19 protein-coding genes are annotated in these 20,195 nt (G+C 41.2%); all 19 read right to left on the bottom strand.

Translation table 11 applies throughout. The annotated features are described in order from the left end of the window. Nucleotides 1-48: 48 nt before the first annotated feature. Nucleotides 49-459: a BRO-N domain-containing protein gene (locus tag C161_RS11065; protein ID WP_051449693.1), complete on the bottom strand. Its 411-nt coding sequence runs from the start codon at nucleotides 457-459 to the stop codon at nucleotides 49-51. An 804-nt stretch (nucleotides 460-1,263) separates the two neighbouring features. Next, complete coding sequence (locus C161_RS11060; RefSeq protein ID WP_036670329.1) at nucleotides 1,264-1,449, bottom strand: hypothetical protein; 186 nt, start codon at nucleotides 1,447-1,449, stop codon at nucleotides 1,264-1,266. Nucleotides 1,450-1,471: 22 nt separating this feature from the next. Next, nucleotides 1,472-2,194: a hypothetical protein gene (locus C161_RS11055; RefSeq protein WP_327196783.1), complete on the bottom strand. Its 723-nt coding sequence runs from the start codon at nucleotides 2,192-2,194 to the stop codon at nucleotides 1,472-1,474. Between the two features lie 417 nt (nucleotides 2,195-2,611). Further along, the gene (locus C161_RS11050) at nucleotides 2,612-2,926 is read right to left on the bottom strand and encodes a hypothetical protein (RefSeq protein WP_036670326.1); all 315 of its coding nucleotides are present in this window, start codon (nucleotides 2,924-2,926) and stop codon (nucleotides 2,612-2,614) included. 131 nt (nucleotides 2,927-3,057) lie between these two features. Then, nucleotides 3,058-3,921, bottom strand: a complete 864-nt coding sequence (locus C161_RS31500) for a hypothetical protein (protein WP_051449692.1) — start codon at nucleotides 3,919-3,921, stop codon at nucleotides 3,058-3,060. A 126-nt stretch (nucleotides 3,922-4,047) separates the two neighbouring features. After that, nucleotides 4,048-5,238, bottom strand: a complete 1,191-nt coding sequence (locus tag C161_RS11040; protein WP_036670323.1) for a putative phage abortive infection protein — start codon at nucleotides 5,236-5,238, stop codon at nucleotides 4,048-4,050. Between the two features lie 425 nt (nucleotides 5,239-5,663). Continuing rightward, the gene (locus C161_RS11035) at nucleotides 5,664-6,131 is read right to left on the bottom strand and encodes a hypothetical protein (protein ID WP_036670321.1); all 468 of its coding nucleotides are present in this window, start codon (nucleotides 6,129-6,131) and stop codon (nucleotides 5,664-5,666) included. 113 nt (nucleotides 6,132-6,244) lie between these two features. Next, a complete protein-coding gene (locus C161_RS11030) occupies nucleotides 6,245-6,916 on the bottom strand; it encodes an SOS response-associated peptidase (protein ID WP_036670319.1) in 672 nt (223 codons plus the stop codon). A gap of 36 nt (nucleotides 6,917-6,952) precedes the next feature. After that, nucleotides 6,953-7,810 (bottom strand): ATP-dependent DNA ligase, encoded by an 858-nt coding sequence (locus tag C161_RS11025; RefSeq protein WP_036670318.1) that lies wholly within the window; start codon nucleotides 7,808-7,810, stop codon nucleotides 6,953-6,955. A 63-nt stretch (nucleotides 7,811-7,873) separates the two neighbouring features. Then, nucleotides 7,874-8,875, bottom strand: a complete 1,002-nt coding sequence (locus C161_RS11020) for a hypothetical protein (protein WP_036670316.1) — start codon at nucleotides 8,873-8,875, stop codon at nucleotides 7,874-7,876. A 552-nt stretch (nucleotides 8,876-9,427) separates the two neighbouring features. Beyond that, nucleotides 9,428-10,828, bottom strand: a complete 1,401-nt coding sequence (locus tag C161_RS11015; RefSeq protein ID WP_036670314.1) for a hypothetical protein — start codon at nucleotides 10,826-10,828, stop codon at nucleotides 9,428-9,430. Nucleotides 10,829-10,973: 145 nt separating this feature from the next. After that, nucleotides 10,974-12,041, bottom strand: a complete 1,068-nt coding sequence (locus C161_RS11010) for a GIY-YIG nuclease family protein (protein WP_036670312.1) — start codon at nucleotides 12,039-12,041, stop codon at nucleotides 10,974-10,976. A gap of 336 nt (nucleotides 12,042-12,377) precedes the next feature. Next, nucleotides 12,378-12,812: a hypothetical protein gene (locus C161_RS11005; protein ID WP_156946106.1), complete on the bottom strand. Its 435-nt coding sequence runs from the start codon at nucleotides 12,810-12,812 to the stop codon at nucleotides 12,378-12,380. A gap of 127 nt (nucleotides 12,813-12,939) precedes the next feature. Next, complete coding sequence (locus C161_RS11000; RefSeq protein ID WP_235193784.1) at nucleotides 12,940-13,188, bottom strand: hypothetical protein; 249 nt, start codon at nucleotides 13,186-13,188, stop codon at nucleotides 12,940-12,942. Between the two features lie 78 nt (nucleotides 13,189-13,266). Beyond that, nucleotides 13,267-13,572: a hypothetical protein gene (locus C161_RS10995; RefSeq protein ID WP_017689244.1), complete on the bottom strand. Its 306-nt coding sequence runs from the start codon at nucleotides 13,570-13,572 to the stop codon at nucleotides 13,267-13,269. A 169-nt stretch (nucleotides 13,573-13,741) separates the two neighbouring features. Beyond that, nucleotides 13,742-16,789: a glycoside hydrolase family 2 TIM barrel-domain containing protein gene (locus C161_RS10990; RefSeq protein WP_036670306.1), complete on the bottom strand. Its 3,048-nt coding sequence runs from the start codon at nucleotides 16,787-16,789 to the stop codon at nucleotides 13,742-13,744. Between the two features lie 157 nt (nucleotides 16,790-16,946). Then, on the bottom strand, nucleotides 16,947-17,777 hold the full coding sequence (locus tag C161_RS10985; protein WP_036609483.1) for a carbohydrate ABC transporter permease: 831 nt from the start codon (nucleotides 17,775-17,777) through the stop codon (nucleotides 16,947-16,949). Further along, nucleotides 17,770-18,660 carry a carbohydrate ABC transporter permease gene (locus C161_RS10980; protein WP_036610887.1) on the bottom strand — a complete coding sequence of 297 codons (891 nt, stop codon included), beginning with the start codon at nucleotides 18,658-18,660 and terminating at the stop codon, nucleotides 17,770-17,772. Before C161_RS10980 ends, C161_RS10985 begins: the two co-directional genes overlap by 8 nt. Before the next feature lie 141 nt (nucleotides 18,661-18,801). Next, the gene (locus C161_RS10975; protein ID WP_235193818.1) at nucleotides 18,802-20,085 is read right to left on the bottom strand and encodes an extracellular solute-binding protein; all 1,284 of its coding nucleotides are present in this window, start codon (nucleotides 20,083-20,085) and stop codon (nucleotides 18,802-18,804) included. Nucleotides 20,086-20,195: the final 110 nt, after the last annotated feature.

Raw genomic sequence — 20,195 nt, 5'->3', positions numbered from 1 at the left:
CCTTATTTATCAAGGTTTTTATCTATACCTAACGATTGATGTCATTACTCAATCCGTTATTGGGTGCGAATTGGGTGCGTTTTTTTTCTTATCGAGCATTCGAAATACTTGGAATCCTTCGAGACCTGTTGATTGGCGTAGCGTCTTAATGATCTCGAACACCCAATCTTGAAAATCTTCGGCCTCTGACTTATTGCTTCGGAAAATTAATCTATAGATACCAGGTTCGTTTACAACGAGAACATCTTGCAGACCACCAGGGGTAGCTAGTTTACATACACCCTTTTGACTACCAGGTAGCCCTTTACTTTTTGACCTTGTGTTTCCGTTAATTGCTTGAGCGGCGTTTCTGATGCCCAGTGCTTTAGTAACATCAGTAGCAACTGCCCACCACTCACCAGGTATTTCCTCAACGAATCGAATCTCATGACCGAGCCAACTTTCAATGCGAGTGTTCATTTACCAACACCTCTGGTTCAGAAGTCTGTGGTTCTTCGTGCTTGATCTCAATCGTGATTCCGAGTGCACCACACACCCGATTGATTGAATCATCGACGGTATACTTTAAAAGTAGGTCGTCTAATAAGCGCTGTTTAACCTTAATGCTTTTAATCCAAGTGCATTAGCAACACCAGCAAACACAGCCCACCAATCGCCAGGGTATTTCTCTACAAACCTGATGTCACATCCAGCCGATGACCTTATTACTATGACTCCCATCTTCGACATGGGGGGTGCTTTGAAAGTACCTCCTCCGGTTGTTTTCTTTTTCTTGCAATTGTTATTTTCTTTGGAGGAGTGGGTTCATACCCGTCAATCTGACGGTCATCACCTATTCGATACTATCCGTTTAAGTGGATAATATCTTTTTCGTCGGTTCTTCCATTCTCCACCATGTGATTTCAAATCACATATCTTGCGCCTTACTCTTCCTTCTAGTTTTTATGGACTGTTTACTGCGCCAATCAATTTCTCTAGCTGTCAATCTGACAGATGTAGAATTTTTACATACTCATAAAGTGAGTACAAGTCGGCGGGGTTACTACAAGTAAGGTCGGGGGTAACAGATACTAACAGGAGATAGATACGAGGGGACTCATCATCCGATCAGGATGATATGAATTTCTGCCAGACTCAAAATACGAGTACGTTGTTCTTATAATACTTATATATACACTATACATCCTGACCGTTTAACGGACAGAAATAAGGACCTTCGTTTAATGAAGATCCTTATTATTTAGTTCCATCAATTTGATATTCTTATTTGTTATTCTTTTTTAATGTAGCACCAGGGACAAAGTCCCCGTTACACCAGCGCACGAAATGATCGGCGTGAAGTAGATATGTTTTCTCTGTAGACGGCTTTAACCCCGCACTCTTCACTTCCTGTGTGTAAGTGTCCAATAGCTCGTTTAGATGCTTCATCAACTCCGGACTCACTTTCATATTTATTCCCCTTATATAATGATTAAGAATTCTCGATCACTTTAGAAATGTATTCGTCCCAATACTCTTCATCTCCAACCACATCAAAAAGCCAGTTGTACATCATCAAAATCTCCAACTCCTGCTTTTTGCCTCGAATGAAGGACTTCTTAGGCAACCTTCTATACAATTCATTTAGATTGAAAAGATTACTCTTTTGCTTGTAGTCATACTCGTAATTCCTCCAAGAATCATTACTTTTTTTTCTATGTGTTGCTGGCCACAACTTCTCTTCTTCATAAAATTTAATCACCCAGTCGTAAGTAAACTTCCATAAGTTCACTTGATGCTTTCTCGATGTCTCTTCCAGCCAATTATTTATCTCTTCATTAATATAAGGAACTTTAACTCCATTTCTTTCCTGACTTTTGATCCCATGATGCTCTTTGATATAAATGAATAACATCTCAGTATGATCTCTTAAATAAGGATGCTTTTTACTCAAGAAAGTGTAACACTCGTAGGAAACACTCCGGAATTCAGCATCAGAATTATAGATCAGAAATAGCTCTTGTTTTTTCAGAAAATTATTAATAGCATGATTTAGCATTTTACCATGATTATCGAACATTTGAACGAGCCACTCAGCCGTTTCAGAATCAAGCTGTGCTAGCTGCCCCCGGTACTTCTCAAGCTTCTCAGACTGGAGATATGTTTTTTCATCTGATGCACTTTCAGTAAGATAATTGTTGAAATACTCAAACACATAATTACACAGATACTCGTATTTTCTGCCTTCGCCTGGTAATTAAATTCATTAAGACCGTCCTCTTTCTTTCTCTTAGCTATGTAATCTACTATGCTTAGCAAGGCAACCTCCTCCTTCTAAAACATTACCTTCGCTCTATTAACGAGAATCCCCTTCCTAACACAAAAAGATATCAGGAATCTTTGCCTCTTCCGTTTTCCTTTTAACAATTTTCTGTCCTTGACTTCCGTTTTAATACTCCTTTCCATCACACCCTAATACTTGGTGCATTATTTGAAGAAACACGCTCAAAAAGCCCCAGATTTGGCCTGAGGCTAAAAGAAGCGGAAGAAAAATAAAATTTTAAAATCTGAACGGATTTCGGGCTCGCGAGCACCCGTAGTCAGTTTTCATCTCTCAGAGGGACCCAAACTCCTAATCTGGCTTGTCTTTGTTTCTCCACTCTTCCATTCGTTCCTGGTACTCATCAATCGACGGTTTAAACCAGAACGGCCTTGTCCCAACCATAACGTCAGGCTCTGGGAACATCTTGTTCTTGCGGACATGATGCATATTTTTAGGGTCTGCACCAATCTGTTCCGCTACCTCTTTACTTCCAAGGAGAGGAGGGTACTTTTTCCAACGTATGATCTTTCTCGACTCTTCCAACTCTTCGACCAGTGCTGCGATCCGCTCTCCGACCTCTCCTCCCAGTTGGTCCGCCAGATCTCGGTACTGATTCAAGGTCAATGCTCATTCCTCCTTAAATTTTCCTGTTTAATAGCCTGTCATAAATATACGGCAATGCCGTTTTTTTTTTACAAGAGCATTTAGAAAAACAAAAAAACAGGTTTATCACCTGTTCTCATTTCACGCGAATTTTATAGTCTTTTAGTGAAGTACAATTCACTATATGGATATTCAAACTTCTTTTTCAACTGATCCTTCACAAAAGATATTGTAACATCTCTGTTTTCTGTGTTATAACTTACAGCTTCTCCGACACCAAAGACATTGTGCTTAATTTCATAATCTCCATTTAAGAGCATCTCTTCTATCGAGATTTCATTAAACTTGTGCTCTTCAGTTCGATTATTTTCCTCATCCCACACCAGTAGATTCGATTTTTTTCTCACTGGAGGAGCAGATTTTATTGTTCTTATTGCCTCAAGTATAATTGCAGTATCCGGACTTATTTCTTTTTTCTCAGGGAGTGTCGCAGGCTGAATATTCAGCAAACTTATTAAAGAATGTGTATCATCATCTTTCATACGATACGTTTCCTTTATAGCCTCTGTTAAACGAGCCACCACTGCGTTTACATTATCAATCCGTAGAGCACGATCATATTCAATATCTCGCAGTGCTGATGTATCAAAGACTCTCGGGGTTGCATCATCTTTAATTAATACAACAGGTAAATTAAATGCTTGTCTTATCCCCAGCTCGTACATAACGTTTGGATTTTTCGAGCTTAGATCACATAGAACCATGTCTGCTTTCACAATTTGATCTAGTATATCCAAGATAATTGTGTTTGTGTGCTTGGTGTCATCCGCTCTCGATGGTTTGAATCCAGCAGCAGCACAAGCTGGTTTTATTATGTAGTCATAAACCCTATTAAAGTGCCCTGAATCGTACCCATCTGCATTCGAAATAGGCATTACAATGAAACAAGTTTTTAGTTCTTCTTTTTTGGCTTCTTGCTCTTGTTTTTCTACTTGATCTTTAACATTGGTAGTCAATCCAATTCCTCCCTAGTATTTACTACAAAATAGTGTAATTGAAATCTCAAATCATGTACATCAACTAGATTTCAATATAAGAAGAAGCCTATAGTATAGGCTTCAAACAATTCATTTATGATATTTTTACTGAATAGCATTAATTACTTTCAACTCTTCCTTATCATTCGCCCATATGAAGTCAGATTGCACTAAATGATCATCGAAAAAATTAGTATTCATTAAGTATGATCTAAATTTTTCGCCTTTTTGGGAATATACGACATTGTAGAATAACATCATTAATTCAAAAGATGAAAGCTGTGCACGTAAAATGCCCCTATACTTTTTCTTCTCTATTTCATTATTTACCACATCTTCAACGAATTTTTCATCCTGTATTAGCTTAATTATCCTATACAAATTCCTATAATAGTGGCCTATAGAATTCTCATTTTCATTATATACAGTTTCATATGCTTTTATTTTTAGATAATTCAGAGGGCTAAGTAAAGTGTCTTGTGTGTAAGTTTGAATAAAATCATTCTGCACACTAGCCTTCATCAATTCTTCAAAATTAGCTTCACGCAATATTTTATTTAAAAATGACTTGTTTTCTTGCAATGAATCAAAGTCTTTTTTTTCCTTTTCTTTTATTTCGAGCCAACGTCCATCTATGTCATTTTTAATATCGTTTATTTTGGTTTCCACATTCTTAATAACATATTGTTTCGATATAAAGTCAAAATCTCTAATTCGACCATTCTCTGCTTTTTTTCTAATTTCATGTATGTAATCCTGTTTCTTATTAAAAATAAATGACTTAAGAAGAAAATCATTCACCACAGTTGTTTTGCTACTCACAAGAATTAATTCTTTTAATTCTAACTCATAAGAGTTTAACACTCCTGACTTATATTCTTCATTCACCCTCTTAAACAATAAAGCTATGGCATCTCTTCCAGTACCCTCTTGATAAGTTATTTCCTTTAGAATATTATGATGCAGATTAATCATATTAAAGAATGTACTGTCAAATTGTTGTTTTCTCATTGTTGCGTTTGTTATCTTATACTCAGCAGTTGTTGCTTTTAGCTCAGCACGTTGTAACCTCAGCTCCTCTTTTTGCATGATAATTGCGGCTGTAACAAAGCTAATACTTGCCAAAGATAATAGACCTACTGTAGTGCCCCCAAAAAAATCTCCAATTGTCCCCAGCTTTCCAAAGCTGTCGACAGTGTATGGTGCTTTAGTGAAATAAATTATAGCGAATGGAACGAAAACAGTAATCACAGCTATTATTGAACCAAACCACATCAAAATATTTTCTTTTTTCAAACCAGATTCCCCTTTTCACCTTATTAGAATCAACAAAAAATCACCCCGCCAGTATGTAGACGATAACGGAGATGGACTGTACTTATTCTATAAGCATTATAAATGAATTGGTATATGTTGTAAATATTCTTTATTCGGACTGAACCACTTTAGCAATTTCTGCCTTGAATGCTTTAGCTACTGTATTCGAATTAATCTGATCATGGTTGACTGTGATTTGTGGTCACGGCAGCGTTAAGTCAGGATAGGGTAGCGGTTTGGCATGTATTGGAGAATTCAAACACTTTAATTGATTATGGAGGGATTGTAGAAGGGTATAGTACACTAGCTGTCAAGATCATGGGCAAGAGGTATTTGAAGAGAAACATTTGAGTTTAGATTAAAAAACGAGGTAGAGCGCCCCAATAGATGAGGCGCTCCTTTTATTAGAATTGATACACTCTGAATTGACCGGTGGAAACCCCGCCAGTAAACACTATTTCTAAACTTGATAAAGGCTGATTGGTTATGAAAGCCCCGTGATTCTCAAATCCAAGTAACGAGTTGTTTCCATTGATAGAATTTGCGCATCCATTGCTAAGAATCTTTTGTGATTTTGAAAAAACAGATAAGGTTACTTCAAAGAAGAAATTTGCATCCGAATGCCGACCGTTTCTTCCGATTAATATCCCTGTTTCGTCCCATGCCGCTTCATTGTCGTTACCAGTCATCAAATAATAACTTTTGTAAGAAGATTTAGCCCCATTTATTCTTAGTAATATTTTGTGATCAGCATTGTTTGCAGCTAGTTCACCGCTTGCAATGATCTTTACATACCCATCTGACACTGCATTGCTAACTGGACAAATTACGTTTGAGGTTCTGTCGAAATCAGCTTGACTTATAATATTCACTGTTTCATCGCTCCTTCATAATTTTTACTCGAAATATTATTCCCAAGCCAGAAAAAATTATGTTGAAACAAAAAAGACCCCGAATGATGTCTGATGTCGGGGCACTTTCTCAGTTAAAGAATACTCTTCAACAAATCCTCATTATTGTTTCGCACATTGCCCACTTCTTTTGGTACCTCGTATGCACGCATCGCAGACGCTTCATATGGCTTGAGCAAGCCAAGTAGTGACTGAACATCATCATTATCTTTTCCAAGCCATTCCGCCTCATCCTCAGGGCGCAAGATGACAGGCATGCGGTTGTGGATGTCTTCCATAAGACTATTGGGTTCAGTAGTAATGATTGTGCATGTGCTCAGTTTGTTCCCGTCCGGATCTGTCCAAGTATCGTACAGGCCGGCAAGCGAGAACAAGCGATCATCCTTCATCAAGATGCGCATGGGCTGCTTTGCAGATCCTTCTTTTTTCCACTCATAAAATCCATTTGTCGGGATTATACAGCGCTTGGAGCTGATCAGACGTTTAAAAGCTGGCTTCTCTGCCAAAGTCTCGGCCCGGGCATTGATCAACTTATTCCCGATCTTGTCATCCTTGGCCCAAACGGGTACCAGTCCCCACCGGAGCGAGCCTAATCGATTACCGTCTTTGCTACCGATTATCGTTGGGATGTACTGCATGGGTGCTGCGTTGTAATTAGGTTTGTAGTCAAAGCCATCAGCTATAAATGCATAGTATCTGTCCATTATTGCGTCCAAGGGATCTGTGATTGTGAATCTACCACACATACAAAGCACCTCCTGTATTGTCCTTACAATATATAATCACACTATAAACTGATCAATCACGGGAATACGCAGCAAGCCGGACTTGGTCCAATTACGCATTTTGACCCTGGCTTGTATCCTTGGTTCCAGGTAAACGTGGTTCTTATCCTCTCCCGTTACAAGCTGCTGACAAACACCACGGAAAGCTTGCTTATGTTTGGGACTCGGGCCATGCTCGATGATTCCTACCGGGCGCATCTTGCCTGACGGATCTGGAACAGCAGCAAGCCACCCGAATTCGGACTTTTTGTATCCTGTGATGAATATATCGGCATATGACCAGTTAATGACCTTCTGCCACTCTCTCGACCGCCTGCTGACGTACTGACTGTCCTTATGCTTGCCAACTACACCTTCCATGCCCATTGCCTCTATCTTGGCGTATAGGGCCTCTCCTGCGCCTTCAATATGCGGAACCACTCCAAAGCTATTAGACGGTAGTTGGAGCCCTTGCAGAATAGCCTTGCGTTCTATAAGAGCGAGCTTACGGAGATCCTGTCCTTTGTAATGCAGGATATCAAATATAGCGAACGTGGCAGGCAATGTCTTAATGAGTTGCTGAACCTTTGAGTGCTGCCGAGTGCTGAACCGGCTCATGACTGCCTCAAAGTCGTTCAGTCCTGTCTCTGGATCGGTGCAAGCGACCTCTCCGTCCAAGATGATGTCAGAGTCAAAGGGCAGTAGTAATTCAGGGTACTGCCGAGTGCAATCATTGTTGTGACGTGTATATAACCGGACGTTGCCGGATTGTTGCGAATATATCAACCGGTGTCCATCGACCTTAGGCTCAAAAATGTATTCCGAATGTGAGAATGGTCCCGGTGACGTTTCAAGTAACATAGGACTAATAAACATAAAAAACACCTCAACCCAATTATAGCGGTTTGCCATAAAGGATTGAGGCGGTAAGTTATGGATCTAAGGAAGCATTATTGAATTTCCTAATTTTATCTCTTTACTAGACTCCACAATCTCTTTTTTATGTGAAAGTAATAAAATAAGTTGAAGCACATTATTAAAAGAATCTGCAAAGACATCAGTTTCTATCCCCTTTGGAATATCACCGAGAGCATGAACAATCTTATTTCTCCACTGGATTAGCTTTAATACAGAATTCAAGTCAATATCCTCTAGGGATTTTTCGTTAATGGTTAAGGGCAGCAAACCAATTACTCTTGCTGTTAGGCCCACTTCTTTACTTAAAAACTGTTTCACTTTTTCATCTGTCATTTTCTTATAGTTTCTCATATAAGCACTCAAGAAACCGTTTAGTACAATTTCAAGAGATATCGTAGATTCGATTACCGCAATTCGGTAATTTTTGTTCTTATATTGTTCCAAAGCATTAACAAAGAAAACTCTCTCCGGAGGTGTTATGTAGTCCGTATTTATTGCAGGCTTTACTTCTTCATACCAGGTCTCATAATTGACATGAGCAGTGCCGATGTTGACACGATTTAATCTTTCATTCTTAGCTATACTTACGTACATAGATTCCAAATTAGGCTTGTATTCAGAATTAGTTAATGGGTTTACAAGTCCCAACTTATAGAAAACATTATGCAAATCTTCTCTTTCATCAAAAGAGACTTCATTGATTGACGTACAAACCCCTTCATTTCGGACCACTCTAGCGACAAGGTTAGTTATATTCAACACTGTTTTCGCAAGTTTCTCTTCATCATTTATGAGTTGTTCTACTTTATCCACTTTTTTATCAATATTACTGATAGAAAATTCTATAGCACTTATGCTCCTTGATCCTTCATTCAGTCCACCAACCTCCTCTGAAGAATAATCCCCAGAAATAAAAGAAACGTTACATGTGTATGATTTAAACTTTATTGTGACAGGCTCTAATCTGAAATTTTCATAATGAAAAATATGTATTTCACAACTAACTTTCCAGTTTATCGACAAAACTATTCCCTCCTCAAAATGATAATGATGTTGATTATTTTAATCAATTCTTTATTTTTGTTGTAAATTTCAATTTTATAGAATTGGCGATCATCTTATCCATGGCTCCGATCGCAGCATCAAGATTAGATCTTTCCAAAGCGTACAAATCGCAATTATGCTCTATTTCGAGTTCTTTGTCACAAGACTCTCCAGGAGGGACGAGACCATAGGTTAGGTGACCTTCTTCATGTAGAAGGATAAATTCTTTTTCTTCATTCGTTAGTGAATTGAAATTATCTCCAACTATTATGTGTAGCGGAAACCGGTACCATGTAGAAGCAGTTTTTAGATGTGATAGCGCACTATGTACAGGAATACCACTTTTAGTTGACGGGTGTCCCAGTAAAATCCCCCCTCAAAACTCATAATGTTTCTATTTTAATATATGACTACTAGTTATGTATATCAATAAAAGGCTCTGCTGATAAACCATCAACAGAGCCTTTCATGCCCATTATAATTCTTCTATTATTCTTTGTGTACAAAACTTTCATTTCACCAATCATCGTGTCATCCAAAACTCACCCTTTCCCTTTGTCTCTGCCATTGAGCCATTTCCTGTGCAAATGAAGCGCGGCCAGCGTCATGAGCTGCAACAATATCTGCTTTACTGGCGTTACCATTGATGTTTATATTAGGGCTGTACACGATGTTCATACCTCCACTAGAAGGTGCCGGAGAGTAACCCATACTTCTGTTTGCAGCATCCAACAATCCTTGTGATTTAGGAGAGTTGTTGTCCGGGATGATCCACTCCGCTGATCTGCCTTCCCCGACCCAAGCAAGCTCAGGTTTGTTGACGTATCCGCCTGTTGCATACCCACCGACCGTTGGGATTTTCGGGATGTCTACCCCGATAGTTCCGCCTCCTAAGAAGTCCGGGATGTCGAAGCTGATCCCGTTGGCCTTCTCAATTACCCAGTTCAGTTTTTCGATTATCCAATTCACTGCGCTGTTGAATGTTCCTTTGATGCTTTCGAATATTCCACCGAACCAACCTGTCAGGCCACTAAACGCCGTTGTAGCCGCATTGTAAGCCTCGTTCCACCGTTCGGAGAACCAAGCACCAATACCACCCGACCAGCCTTGTACAGCGGTCCAGAATCGACCCACCGCAGCTTTAATGGAGTCCCAGTGTGTTACTGCTAGGACGATAGCCGCTACCAACGCACCTATGGAAACTATCACTATGCCAATTGGATTAGCGAGCATAGCTCCATTCAGAGCCCATTGTGCAGCTGAGGCTAAAAGTGTTCCAGCTTTATATGCTTTCATAAGGGCATTAATACTGCCAATTATCTTTAATGCTGTAAATGCTGTTTGCATAGCTGCAATTCCCGCTACGACAGACAGAGCAATACTTTTTACACCTGACCAGTTATTCTTAATCGTTGTGTACAGATCAACAGCCTTTTTGATGATCTTTTGAATATTGTCCTGCATGTTTTGCATCCACGCCTTGCCATCAGTAGACTGGAACCACTTTGCCACTTTGGAAAGAACCGGCAACAACTTTTTACCTAAGGGCTGAATGAAATCCATCTCAACCGAACGTCCGATGGACTGAAACGCCATGCCCAGGGTGTTGAATTTGACATTTTTGACGTTATCCATGGTCTTCCTAGTCTTATCGAATTGGCTACGGGCTTCGCCCATGGCCTTGATCGCTTCATACTCCAAATCCTCGAACTGAGTACCGAACAAGGAGACACCAGCGGCGTTTCTCTTAATTGGGTCCTGGATTTTAGACAATGCTTGGAATATTTTCTGGGTAGCTTTCTTCGCGTTTTCTCCGCCTCCGGCTATGGCCTGTTCGAATTGCTCAGCGTTGAGGTTCAGGAGCTTATAACCTTCATAAGTCGTCTTCGATTGGTCCTTGGTTCGGATGGTCAATTCCTTGATCGCGTCCATTTCTGTTCACATGGTGTGCTAATACCATGCCGCCACTCGGCAGCTGTATGTTTCCATACAGATCAGACTATATCTTCATCCAAGCAATAAAAAAAGAAGGCTTGGATGCCTCCCGTTTCGAGCCGCTTTGCCCTACGTCTTTCGACTAGTCGTTGAAGGTTCTGCCCTCGTTGTATTTCAATAAAAGATCATCCATCGTATCTTTGTCAGTCACATCTTCTCTGAAAAGTTTGTATCCTCTGGTATGACGATACTTGCCTTTTAAGGCATTATATAAGTTGGAATAACTGGTCTTGGAACCGACTCGAACATCAAACCAACTTTTCAAATCAAACCACGAGTCAAACTTATGAATTTCTCCGTTTGATACGTCCACAGCATAAGAAGAGACTGATTTTGCATTTGGATGGATACTGCCTTGTCTGTGATCTTTCATTACAACTGGTTCAATGATTCCGTGTTTGAATTTATGTTCAATCTCAGTTAGGACTCGGTGTTCTGTGACATCTTGGCGAAAAAACATATGACCTTTAAAAGTCTTTCGACCTTTTCCGCCTCGCATGACTGCAAGAACACTGCTACGGTTCAATTTTATACCTCTCTTTTCAAATGAATCTCTTAAATCAAAAAAAGAGTTGAATTTCTCAATTAAACCAGTTGAACACTCCAAGGAATAACATATTACAGCCTTTATAGATGGATTAGCGTTACCTTTTAAGCGTCCTCTATTTGAATTACCGATCTTCTCTTTTGTGTCTATTGACATCTTAGTTCCAAATAGAGGATGGTTTATTCCGCTAACAAGGTGTCCCTTTCCATACTTAGGATTCGATTCCCCGGACCAGCTTCCGCGCTTCTTGTGGGTGACGCTGATTTTCTTCCTCGTCTCCTTTGAGAAAACCGCCCCATTCATTCCTTCGCCCCCCAAAGTCGCGTTATATCCATGCGCATCCTTGTTATGAGCAAAGGTTTTCATTTTTCCAATGAAGTGTTTTTCTCTTTCAGCAGCTTCCGCGAGTGTTTCGACTTGTTCAATTAACTCGGTATAAAATTGGTCTTTCCCATATTTCCTTATAGCTCGGCAGAGATACCTTTCGCTTGATCCACGAGATTGTTTGATATGATCATTGAATCTCGACTCATATCCCTTTGACGTGTATCCCACATATCTTTTGCCGTTCACTTTATTTGTGATTACATAAATATCATACACGGAATAAATCCCCCTCAGGCAGCTTCATGCTGGTTGTCTTCCCAAAACCAATCATACCAAACTTAATTCTTTGATGGTATCTTTTGGAAGGTTTAAGGCTTCCCAGCATAAAGAGAGGTTTAACCTGAGCTATACGATAATCCAACTTGTCGAGCTACTTCGCAAAAAGTGCCCAAAAATAGCATTTCTACTCTACTCCATATTTTATGAAAAGCTTAATCTACCAATGGTTTCACGATTTGATATATGAACTCATGAGCCGAATTAACTCCTCTCCCATGAAAAGTAGGCCCTCGAAAGAGGGCCTATTTTTGTTGTTTATATCACATTATTTAGTTAGTTATATTTTTCGTCAAATTCACTTATTTCTGCTTCTTCTTCAGTCTGCAACCATCCGATCTCCCTCAGCCACATGCCCATATCTGCGATAAACTCATTCACTTTTAAATGTTCAATCTTGTATTTCTGGATCTTTTCACTTAAAAAAGCATAAAACTCATGGCTTAACGCATACCGTTGTTTGCTTTTGCTTAATGCCTTATAACGATCCTCACTGACCACCAGATCAAAATAGATGACATTCTCCTTCTTCACATGCCTGACCGTGGACCTTCTCTCGTATTCCTCAGGAAGACACCTGAAAACAAAGAAGAGTTCAATATCGACTATTTTATATTTGCTTTCTGCTTGATCAAAAACAGACTGCAACTCATCCGAAAGATTGGCAAGCTGCGTTAAACCTGAAGTGTCAGTTGATCTGCCCAGAATCACCACTAAACTCCTCCTTATTCATTTTCAACATTCAGAATGAAACTAAAAAAGGTTGACTAGTAATGTAATCTCCGTCAACCTTTCCTATGTTCATCCCTCTTGTGCCTTACCCCAACGTAGCAAGACCTTACGAGTTCAGCTCTCGATGTTTTCGATTGGAAAGTCGTAAATTGATCAATGGAATGATGAGTGCAACAACCGGCAAGAGAAGATTTATTGAACCATTCTTAATCATCATGAAGGTAATAAACAGCACGGCGAGCCAAGTCATAATCTCCATCATTTCATATTTGGTTAACGTCAGCTTGAAAGCTTTTTTCGAAATGAAACGAATCAAGAAATAAGCGATCAAGCTATAGAACAGGATCATTCCCAAGATAGCAACTAGGATTATGAGGTACATATCCACCATAAAAATCTCACCCGACCCTTATATCATTTCCTTAATTTTGCTTTACTTCTCTTCAACAACAATCGTTGCATTATAGATCACAACACGTTTCCCATTGAGATCAAATAATACTTTATTGCCGTATTCCGTATCTTCCACGTCAATCTTACCATCATAGGTCTGAATCAATTCACCGTTATTGCTGTACACTTTAACAACCCTCTCCAGGCCACCCGAGTTATTGGACCTCATCGTTTTGAGTGCACGTTCACCCGAAGCGGTATTGAAATACCATATGAAACATCCAACTATGATACCCAAGAAGACCAACACCGTCACCCATATACCTGTCTTTGCTTTTTTACTCATCTTGAACCCCCTCTTATGTTTCCTGTCTCGTACATTACGAGGTTGGAGAGAGAACGGTTTCATACAATGCTTCTCAAGCTGTTCGTTGACATAACAAAACAGAGGCCTCCGATAGCGAAGACCTCTGTTCTTTATAGAATACATTCTTTATTCTGTATGATCCTTTTACTTACAGTGCACGAATGACAAACTCAAATGTCAGTTCGCCGTCCGAAGGGATCAGGTATTCCGGATGAACCGGAGCACCCCAGCTGTCATCACCGCCAACACCCATTTGTTTACCCGCTACAGTCACGACCGTATAGTGTACAGGAGGCAATTCGTACGCATGTTGTGCATTCTCCAGCTCAAATGCCGTATATGGTGAAACATTCAGCTCAACCGGAGTTCCGGATGCTTCAATTTTGAAGCCACGTCCCGCGTTGTCTGTCAATTTGGCCCAACGTACGCCCGTACGGTTGCCTGATTCCTGTGGTACCAGATATGGAGCCATGGTATCAGCTACCTTGCTGCCATGGATACCCAGACGTGCGCCAAATGCGCGGTCTGCATAGTTTTCTTCTGGTCCCATCGCAAGCCATTCCACGTTTTCGAAGTCAGGTGATGTTCTGAAGGACAATGCATGAATTGGCAAGTTTGGCAATCCAGCAGTACCTTTGTACGTATTATGCACACGCACACTTCCATCTGCATGAACGGTATATACCACTTTCACTTGTACATCCTCCGAAATGTTGAGCTTGTACGTGAACTCGATCCGGTATTGATCCGGTTTCTGTTCCGCTTTCCACTCTACAGAACGTGGCATCAGGCTCGCTGCATACCAGGCGCCCAGTTCGAAGCCCATCGCCATACCTTTGTCATTATCCGTCATTGCACGCCAGAAGAGCGGTGCAGGTGGTACAGCAATCGTCTCGCGACCAGACAATTTCAGGGAAACCAGTGTCCCAAACTGTTTGGAGAACAGCGCGTGTGTCTTGCCAGCACGAACACCGATGTTAACGTCACCTTCGATAACTTGTACATCACTTACAAGATTCAAGTCGACTTCAACTGCATCATTTACCTGATCCTGTGTGAAAATAAACTGTCCAAATGCCACTTCTTCGCCTTTGTCAGCCCACAGTGTAGCTTCTTTTAACACAAATGCAGTGTTCACAGCGTACTCGCCGCCCGCCAGAGCTTCTGCACCCAGCGGAAGTTTCACTACCATCTCGCTTTGGGCATCCACGTTGACTTCCAATGTTCCACGCAGCACTTCATGTCCATCGCGCTCCAGGCTGTATACCAGTTCCAGCGCAGATGTATCTGCGAACAGATTACCATTCACGATTTTGACACCTTCACGATCCGGGAACAGCTTGATGTTCTGGTACAGGAATTTAACCTCCTGCATTTTCGCAGTTACTTTACGGTCAGCATGGACGATACCGTTGCCACAGAAGGAATAGTCTGATGGACGATCACCAAAATCTCCGCCATAAGCGAGGAATTCTTTGCCGTAACGATCTTTTTTATAAATGGATTGGTCGATGTAATCCCAGATGAATCCACCTTGATACATCGGATATTTGTCTTCCAACTCCGTATATTTGTGCATACCGCCAATAGAGTTACCCATGGCATGCATGTACTCACAGCTGATATACGGCTTGGTCGGGTTTGCATTCAGGAATTCCTCAATGTCCGCCGGTTTGGCATACATGCGAGTCTCCATATCACTTGTTTCATCGAAACGGCGATCATGGAATACACCTTCGTAATGTACCAGACGTGTTGGATCAGCTGATTTGAAGTATTGGGATACTTTGTAGATGACTTCACCACCATGTGATTCATTACCACAAGACCAGATCAGAATGGACGGATGGTTTTTGTCACGCTCCACCATGGATACAGCGCGGTCCATAACGATATCAAGCCATTCCGGTTTGTCACCTGGAATAACCCATGAAGGCTCAACAGCACCAAGTTTCTGCCAAGATCCGTGTGTCTCCAGGTTCATCTCGTCAATAACATAAAGTCCGTATTCATCACACAACTCATACCAAAGACTTTGGTTTGGATAGTGTGACGTACGTACGGCATTCATGTTGTTCTGTTTGATGGTACGAACATCCCACAGCATGTCTTCCTTCGTAACCGCACGTCCACGACGCGGGTTGAACTCATGACGATTCACACCTTTGAATACGATACGTTTACCGTTGATGTGCATCACTTTATCAATCATTTCAAATGTACGGAAACCAACGGCTTGAGGAACAACCTCAACCAGTGCACCCGCAGCATCATATACACGAATATAGAGACGGTACAAGTATGGAATCTCTGCGCTCCACAGGTTCACTGTACCGATATCTTCACGAAGACTTACTTGCCCATCGTTAACTTTGGATTCAAACATTTTAACGGTATTGCCTTCACGATCACGAAGTTCAGCCTCTACTCGCGCTCCAGCAACCGCTTTTCCTTCCAGTTTCAAATCTAGTTGCAACGTACCGTTGGTATAGGACTTGTCCAGATCTGTGCGAACATGAACATCACGAACGTGTGCAGTTGGGACGGTATACAGATACACATCTCTGAAAATGCCGGAGAAACGCCAGAAATCCTGATCTTCCAGCCAGCTGCCTGTGCTGCGTTGATACACCTCAACTGCGAGTTTGTTCTCTCCATCCTGAAGGAATGGCGTCAGGTCAAAATCAGATGGCGTGAAGCTGTCTTCTCCGTATCCTACGAATTGTCCATTAAGCCATACATAGAATGCAGACTCTACACCTTGGAAAGAAATATATACCGAATTCGACTCCCAACCTGTCGGCAGGTGGAATGTGCGAATGTAACTTCCAACCGGATTTTTATCCTGCGGTAATGCCGGCGGACGAATTTCGTTCAGTCCATCCCAAGGATATTGTGTATTTACATATTGAATCTGTCCGTATCCTTGTAGTTGGATATGCCCCGGAACTTCAATATCATCCCAGCCTTCACTGGAAAAATCGGATGTATAGAAAAACTCAGAACGGCTGTCTGGACGAATTGCATAGTTGAATTTCCACGTACCATTCAGATCATAACGCATGGACATCGCGCCTGAACCTACAGCTTCATCCATTGTTTGGTAATAACGGTGATCGGAATAGGCATGAAGACGGTTCACCTCAAATACACTTACGTCCCCCAACCAGTTGATATCTGCCTTTGTTGCTTTCATCGGCTCTCTCTCCCTTTAAAACGTTATAGTTTGACTTATTCAAGGTTTACGCTGGATTTCCTTTTGCTTTACATAAACAAAAAAGACAGAGGTACGCCATAACAGCGCCCTCTCTTCTTTCCTGCATCCGTCATTTGCACGGATTATGCTGTTTTCATTACTTCACGGAACCTACCATACCTGCAACAAAATGTTTCTGCATGATGAAGAATACGATTGCTGTAGGCAGTGTTGCAATCACGATTGCTGTCATGATTACTCCGTAATCCGGAGAATAACCAGCACCCAGATTTGAGATCAACAGTGGAATCGTTTGTTGGTCAGGTGTTTGCAATACAATGAGTGGCCACAGATAGTTGTTCCAGCTACTCATGAATGTAATGATTGCTGCCGCTGCATATGTTGTTTTCATGGTTGGCATATAGATCTTCAAGAAGATGCCGAGTTCACTCAAACCATCAATACGTCCAGCTTCCAGCAAGTCTTTCGGGAACATTTTGGTGTTCTGACGGAAGAAAAAGATCAGGAACGCTGTTGCGATGGTTGGCAGGATCACTGCTGCCATCGTGTTGATTCCAATAACCGGTGCAACTCCCGAGATTGTTGCGAACATACGATACAGTGGTACCATGATCGCTGCAAACGGGATCATCATGGATAACAACAGGATATTAAACACAATGTCACGAGACTTCGTGCGATATACCTCGAAACCATAACCTGCCATGGAACCAATAAACAGTGCCAAGAGAGTGGAGACCACAGAGATAATCGCCGAGTTTCCGAGAGCCTGTACCAGATTTGTCGAATCAATCAGTTTGTTGAAGTTATCAATAAAAGCTGAACCGGGCAGCAGTCTACCCTTGGTGACATCGACTGATGCATTTGTTGAACTGACCAGCATCCAGAAGAAAGGGAAAATGGATACAAAGGCGACGATGGATAGGAACACATATGTGAAAATCCGTTTTGCTTTAGCTTTAGCCATTTTTATTATCACCTGCCACTTTAAACTGGATGATGGACAATACAATAATCAAGATTACGATGGAATACGACACTGTTGCTGCATAACCGAAGTCCGGTGAATATTTGAACGAAAGGTTGTAGATGTATTGTGAAATCGACATGGTCGCATTACCTGGACCACCTTTGGTAATATTCATGATCTCATCAAAGATTTGCAATGTACCAATCGTTGATGTGATGGACGTGAAGAGGATAATCGGTTTAAGCAAAGGTACTGTGATTTTGAAGAATTGTGTAAAAGCATTCGCTCCGTCAATTCTTGCAGCTTCATAGATCGATTGATCGATGTTTTGCAGGGATGACAGATAGAAAATCATGTTATATCCGGTCCAACGCCAAGTAACGGCGATTATGATCGTAATTTTAGCCCAGAACGGGTCTGTGATCCATTGAATTGGATCTCCAATAATGTGCAAGCCCATCAGGAATTGATTCACCATTCCATCTGGTGCGAACAGATATTTGAATACAACAGAGTACGCTACCAATGAAGTTACACAAGGCAAGAAAATCGCTGTACGGAAGAAGCTCCGGAAACGTAGTGTGCTGTCATTCAGCAATACGGAAATAAACAAACCAAGAATGATCATTACAGGCACTTGAATAATCAAGTAGATAAATGTATTCGATAATGCTGTACGGAACGTTGTATCAACTAACAATCTTTTGTAGTTAGAAAGGCCCGAAAATTCAAGATTGGCTCCTACACCAGACTTGAACGATAAGAGCAGCGCTTGGATCATCGGGTAGAAGTAAAATGCAACAATCCCGACAACAGCCAGCAAAACAAAAGCCCATCCAGTCAAATTATTTTTCTTTTGGAGACTGTCTCCTGTATTCATGGCTTTCACAGTATGGCTCCTCTCTCTCCATGGAACATGGGTAGAACCCACGGAGCCCCTCGCCATATCCGGTTCGACTTGCGCCGGACATAGGAGATGGCTCCGATGTTTCCTAGGGTTCTATAAGTTACCTTGGGTATCTTAGTTTAATTGTGCTTCAGCTTGTTTTTGTGCATCAGCCAGAACGTCATCGATTGATTTACCGTTCAGGAATGCTTGCATTTCTACTACCAGAATATCTTCAATGGCATATGTGTTGATACCATAGTTTACGCTTGGAATTTCTTTCGTCCAATTTGCAAAGTCTGTGAAGATTTTTTGTCCGCCGAAGTACTCGTCTGCTTTGGCATACGCGTCACCATCAACTGCTGGTTTGTACGTACCAATTGCGCCGATGTTGTTCAACAGATCTTGATACAATTGTTTATCAGAACCAAATGTTTTTGCTACAAAATCAGCTGCTTGATCTGCGCCAGGAACGTTGTTCATAACATACCAAGAGCTACCACCCAAGTTGGATGCGTGAACAGAGTTTGCTTGACCAGCCATTTTCGGTATTGGAGCTACAGCCCATTTACCGGATTGGGAAGCTTCTTGACGTACAGATGGTGAGAACCAGTTACCTGTAGGAATTGTTGCTACGCTACCGTTATTGGCGTTGGCAACGAATTGACTCCAGTCAGAGTGCAATTTAACAATGTTGGCATCCATCATTGCTTTGTAAGTAATAAACGCTTCTTTCAGAGCAGCATTATTAGCAATGTCAGGTGTTTTACCATCTTCTGCGGAATACCATTTACCTGCAGTTTGGATCATCATACGAATCAAACCAAGGTCATTCGGGTCAAGAGAAAGAAGCTCTTTACCTGTTTTAGCTTTTACGTCTTTACCAATTTGGATGTAGTCATCCCAAGTGATGTCTTGCAGGTCAGCTGCTTTGTAGCCAGCTTGCTCCAGCAGATCTGTTCTGTAGTACAAACCAGCAACGCCGGAGTCAAATGGTACTCCGTATTGTTTACCATCAAACGCTGTTGGTCCGAGTTTGTAATCTGCAAAATCGGAAGCCGTGATACTGGAAGACAGATCTTTGAACGCATCAGGATATGCATTCAGGAAGCTTTGTGAACGATAGTCTTCAATCAGAACTACGTTTGGAAGACCACTGGCAGTTCCGGAGTTAAGACCTGTGTTCAGTTTCTGAATGATATCAGCTTGAGCGTATTCAATGATGTTAATTTTCACATCAGGATTTGCTTTTTGATATGCTTCTTTTGCTGTTTCCATTGCAGCTACGTTAAAAGCTTTGTCCCAAGCCCAGACCGTAATTTCGTTTGTTTTTTCGTCACCACCACTAGCGGATTTACCTCCGCCACCGGATGAACATGCGGACAACAGCAGTACTGTAACGAGCATCAATACCCACATTTTTTTCAAAACATTCAACTCCCCTTCGACCTCTTTGTGTGTAATTTGTTTACGTTTTCTGAAAGCGGTTGCTTTCGATGTATTCATCTTATCATTCCCATATCTCCATT

Source organism: Paenibacillus sp. FSL R5-192 (assembly GCF_000517845.1).
Taxonomy (GTDB): domain Bacteria; phylum Bacillota; class Bacilli; order Paenibacillales; family Paenibacillaceae; genus Paenibacillus; species Paenibacillus amylolyticus.
The sequence above is the reverse complement of the archived record's forward strand: the minus strand, read 5'-3'. Positions and strand labels throughout refer to the sequence as shown.

Bases quoted from the DNA above. Each gene is read 5' to 3' on its own strand.
- C161_RS11065 (WP_051449693.1), bottom strand. From the start codon at position 459: ATGAACACTCGCATTGAAAGTTGGCTCGGTCATGAGATTCGATTCGTT.
- C161_RS11060 (WP_036670329.1), bottom strand. From the start codon at position 1,449: ATGAAAGTGAGTCCGGAGTTGATGAAGCATCTAAACGAGCTATTGGAC.
- C161_RS11030 (WP_036670319.1), bottom strand. From the start codon at position 6,916: ATGTGTGGTAGATTCACAATCACAGATCCCTTGGACGCAATAATGGAC.
- C161_RS11025 (WP_036670318.1), bottom strand. From the start codon at position 7,810: ATGTTTATTAGTCCTATGTTACTTGAAACGTCACCGGGACCATTCTCA.
- C161_RS11015 (WP_036670314.1), bottom strand. From the start codon at position 10,828: ATGGACGCGATCAAGGAATTGACCATCCGAACCAAGGACCAATCGAAG.
- C161_RS10995 (WP_017689244.1), bottom strand. From the start codon at position 13,572: ATGAGTAAAAAAGCAAAGACAGGTATATGGGTGACGGTGTTGGTCTTC.
- C161_RS10990 (WP_036670306.1), bottom strand. From the start codon at position 16,789: ATGAAAGCAACAAAGGCAGATATCAACTGGTTGGGGGACGTAAGTGTA.
- C161_RS10985 (WP_036609483.1), bottom strand. From the start codon at position 17,777: ATGGCTAAAGCTAAAGCAAAACGGATTTTCACATATGTGTTCCTATCC.
- C161_RS10980 (WP_036610887.1), bottom strand. From the start codon at position 18,660: ATGAATACAGGAGACAGTCTCCAAAAGAAAAATAATTTGACTGGATGG.
- C161_RS10975 (WP_235193818.1), bottom strand. From the start codon at position 20,085: ATGTGGGTATTGATGCTCGTTACAGTACTGCTGTTGTCCGCATGTTCA.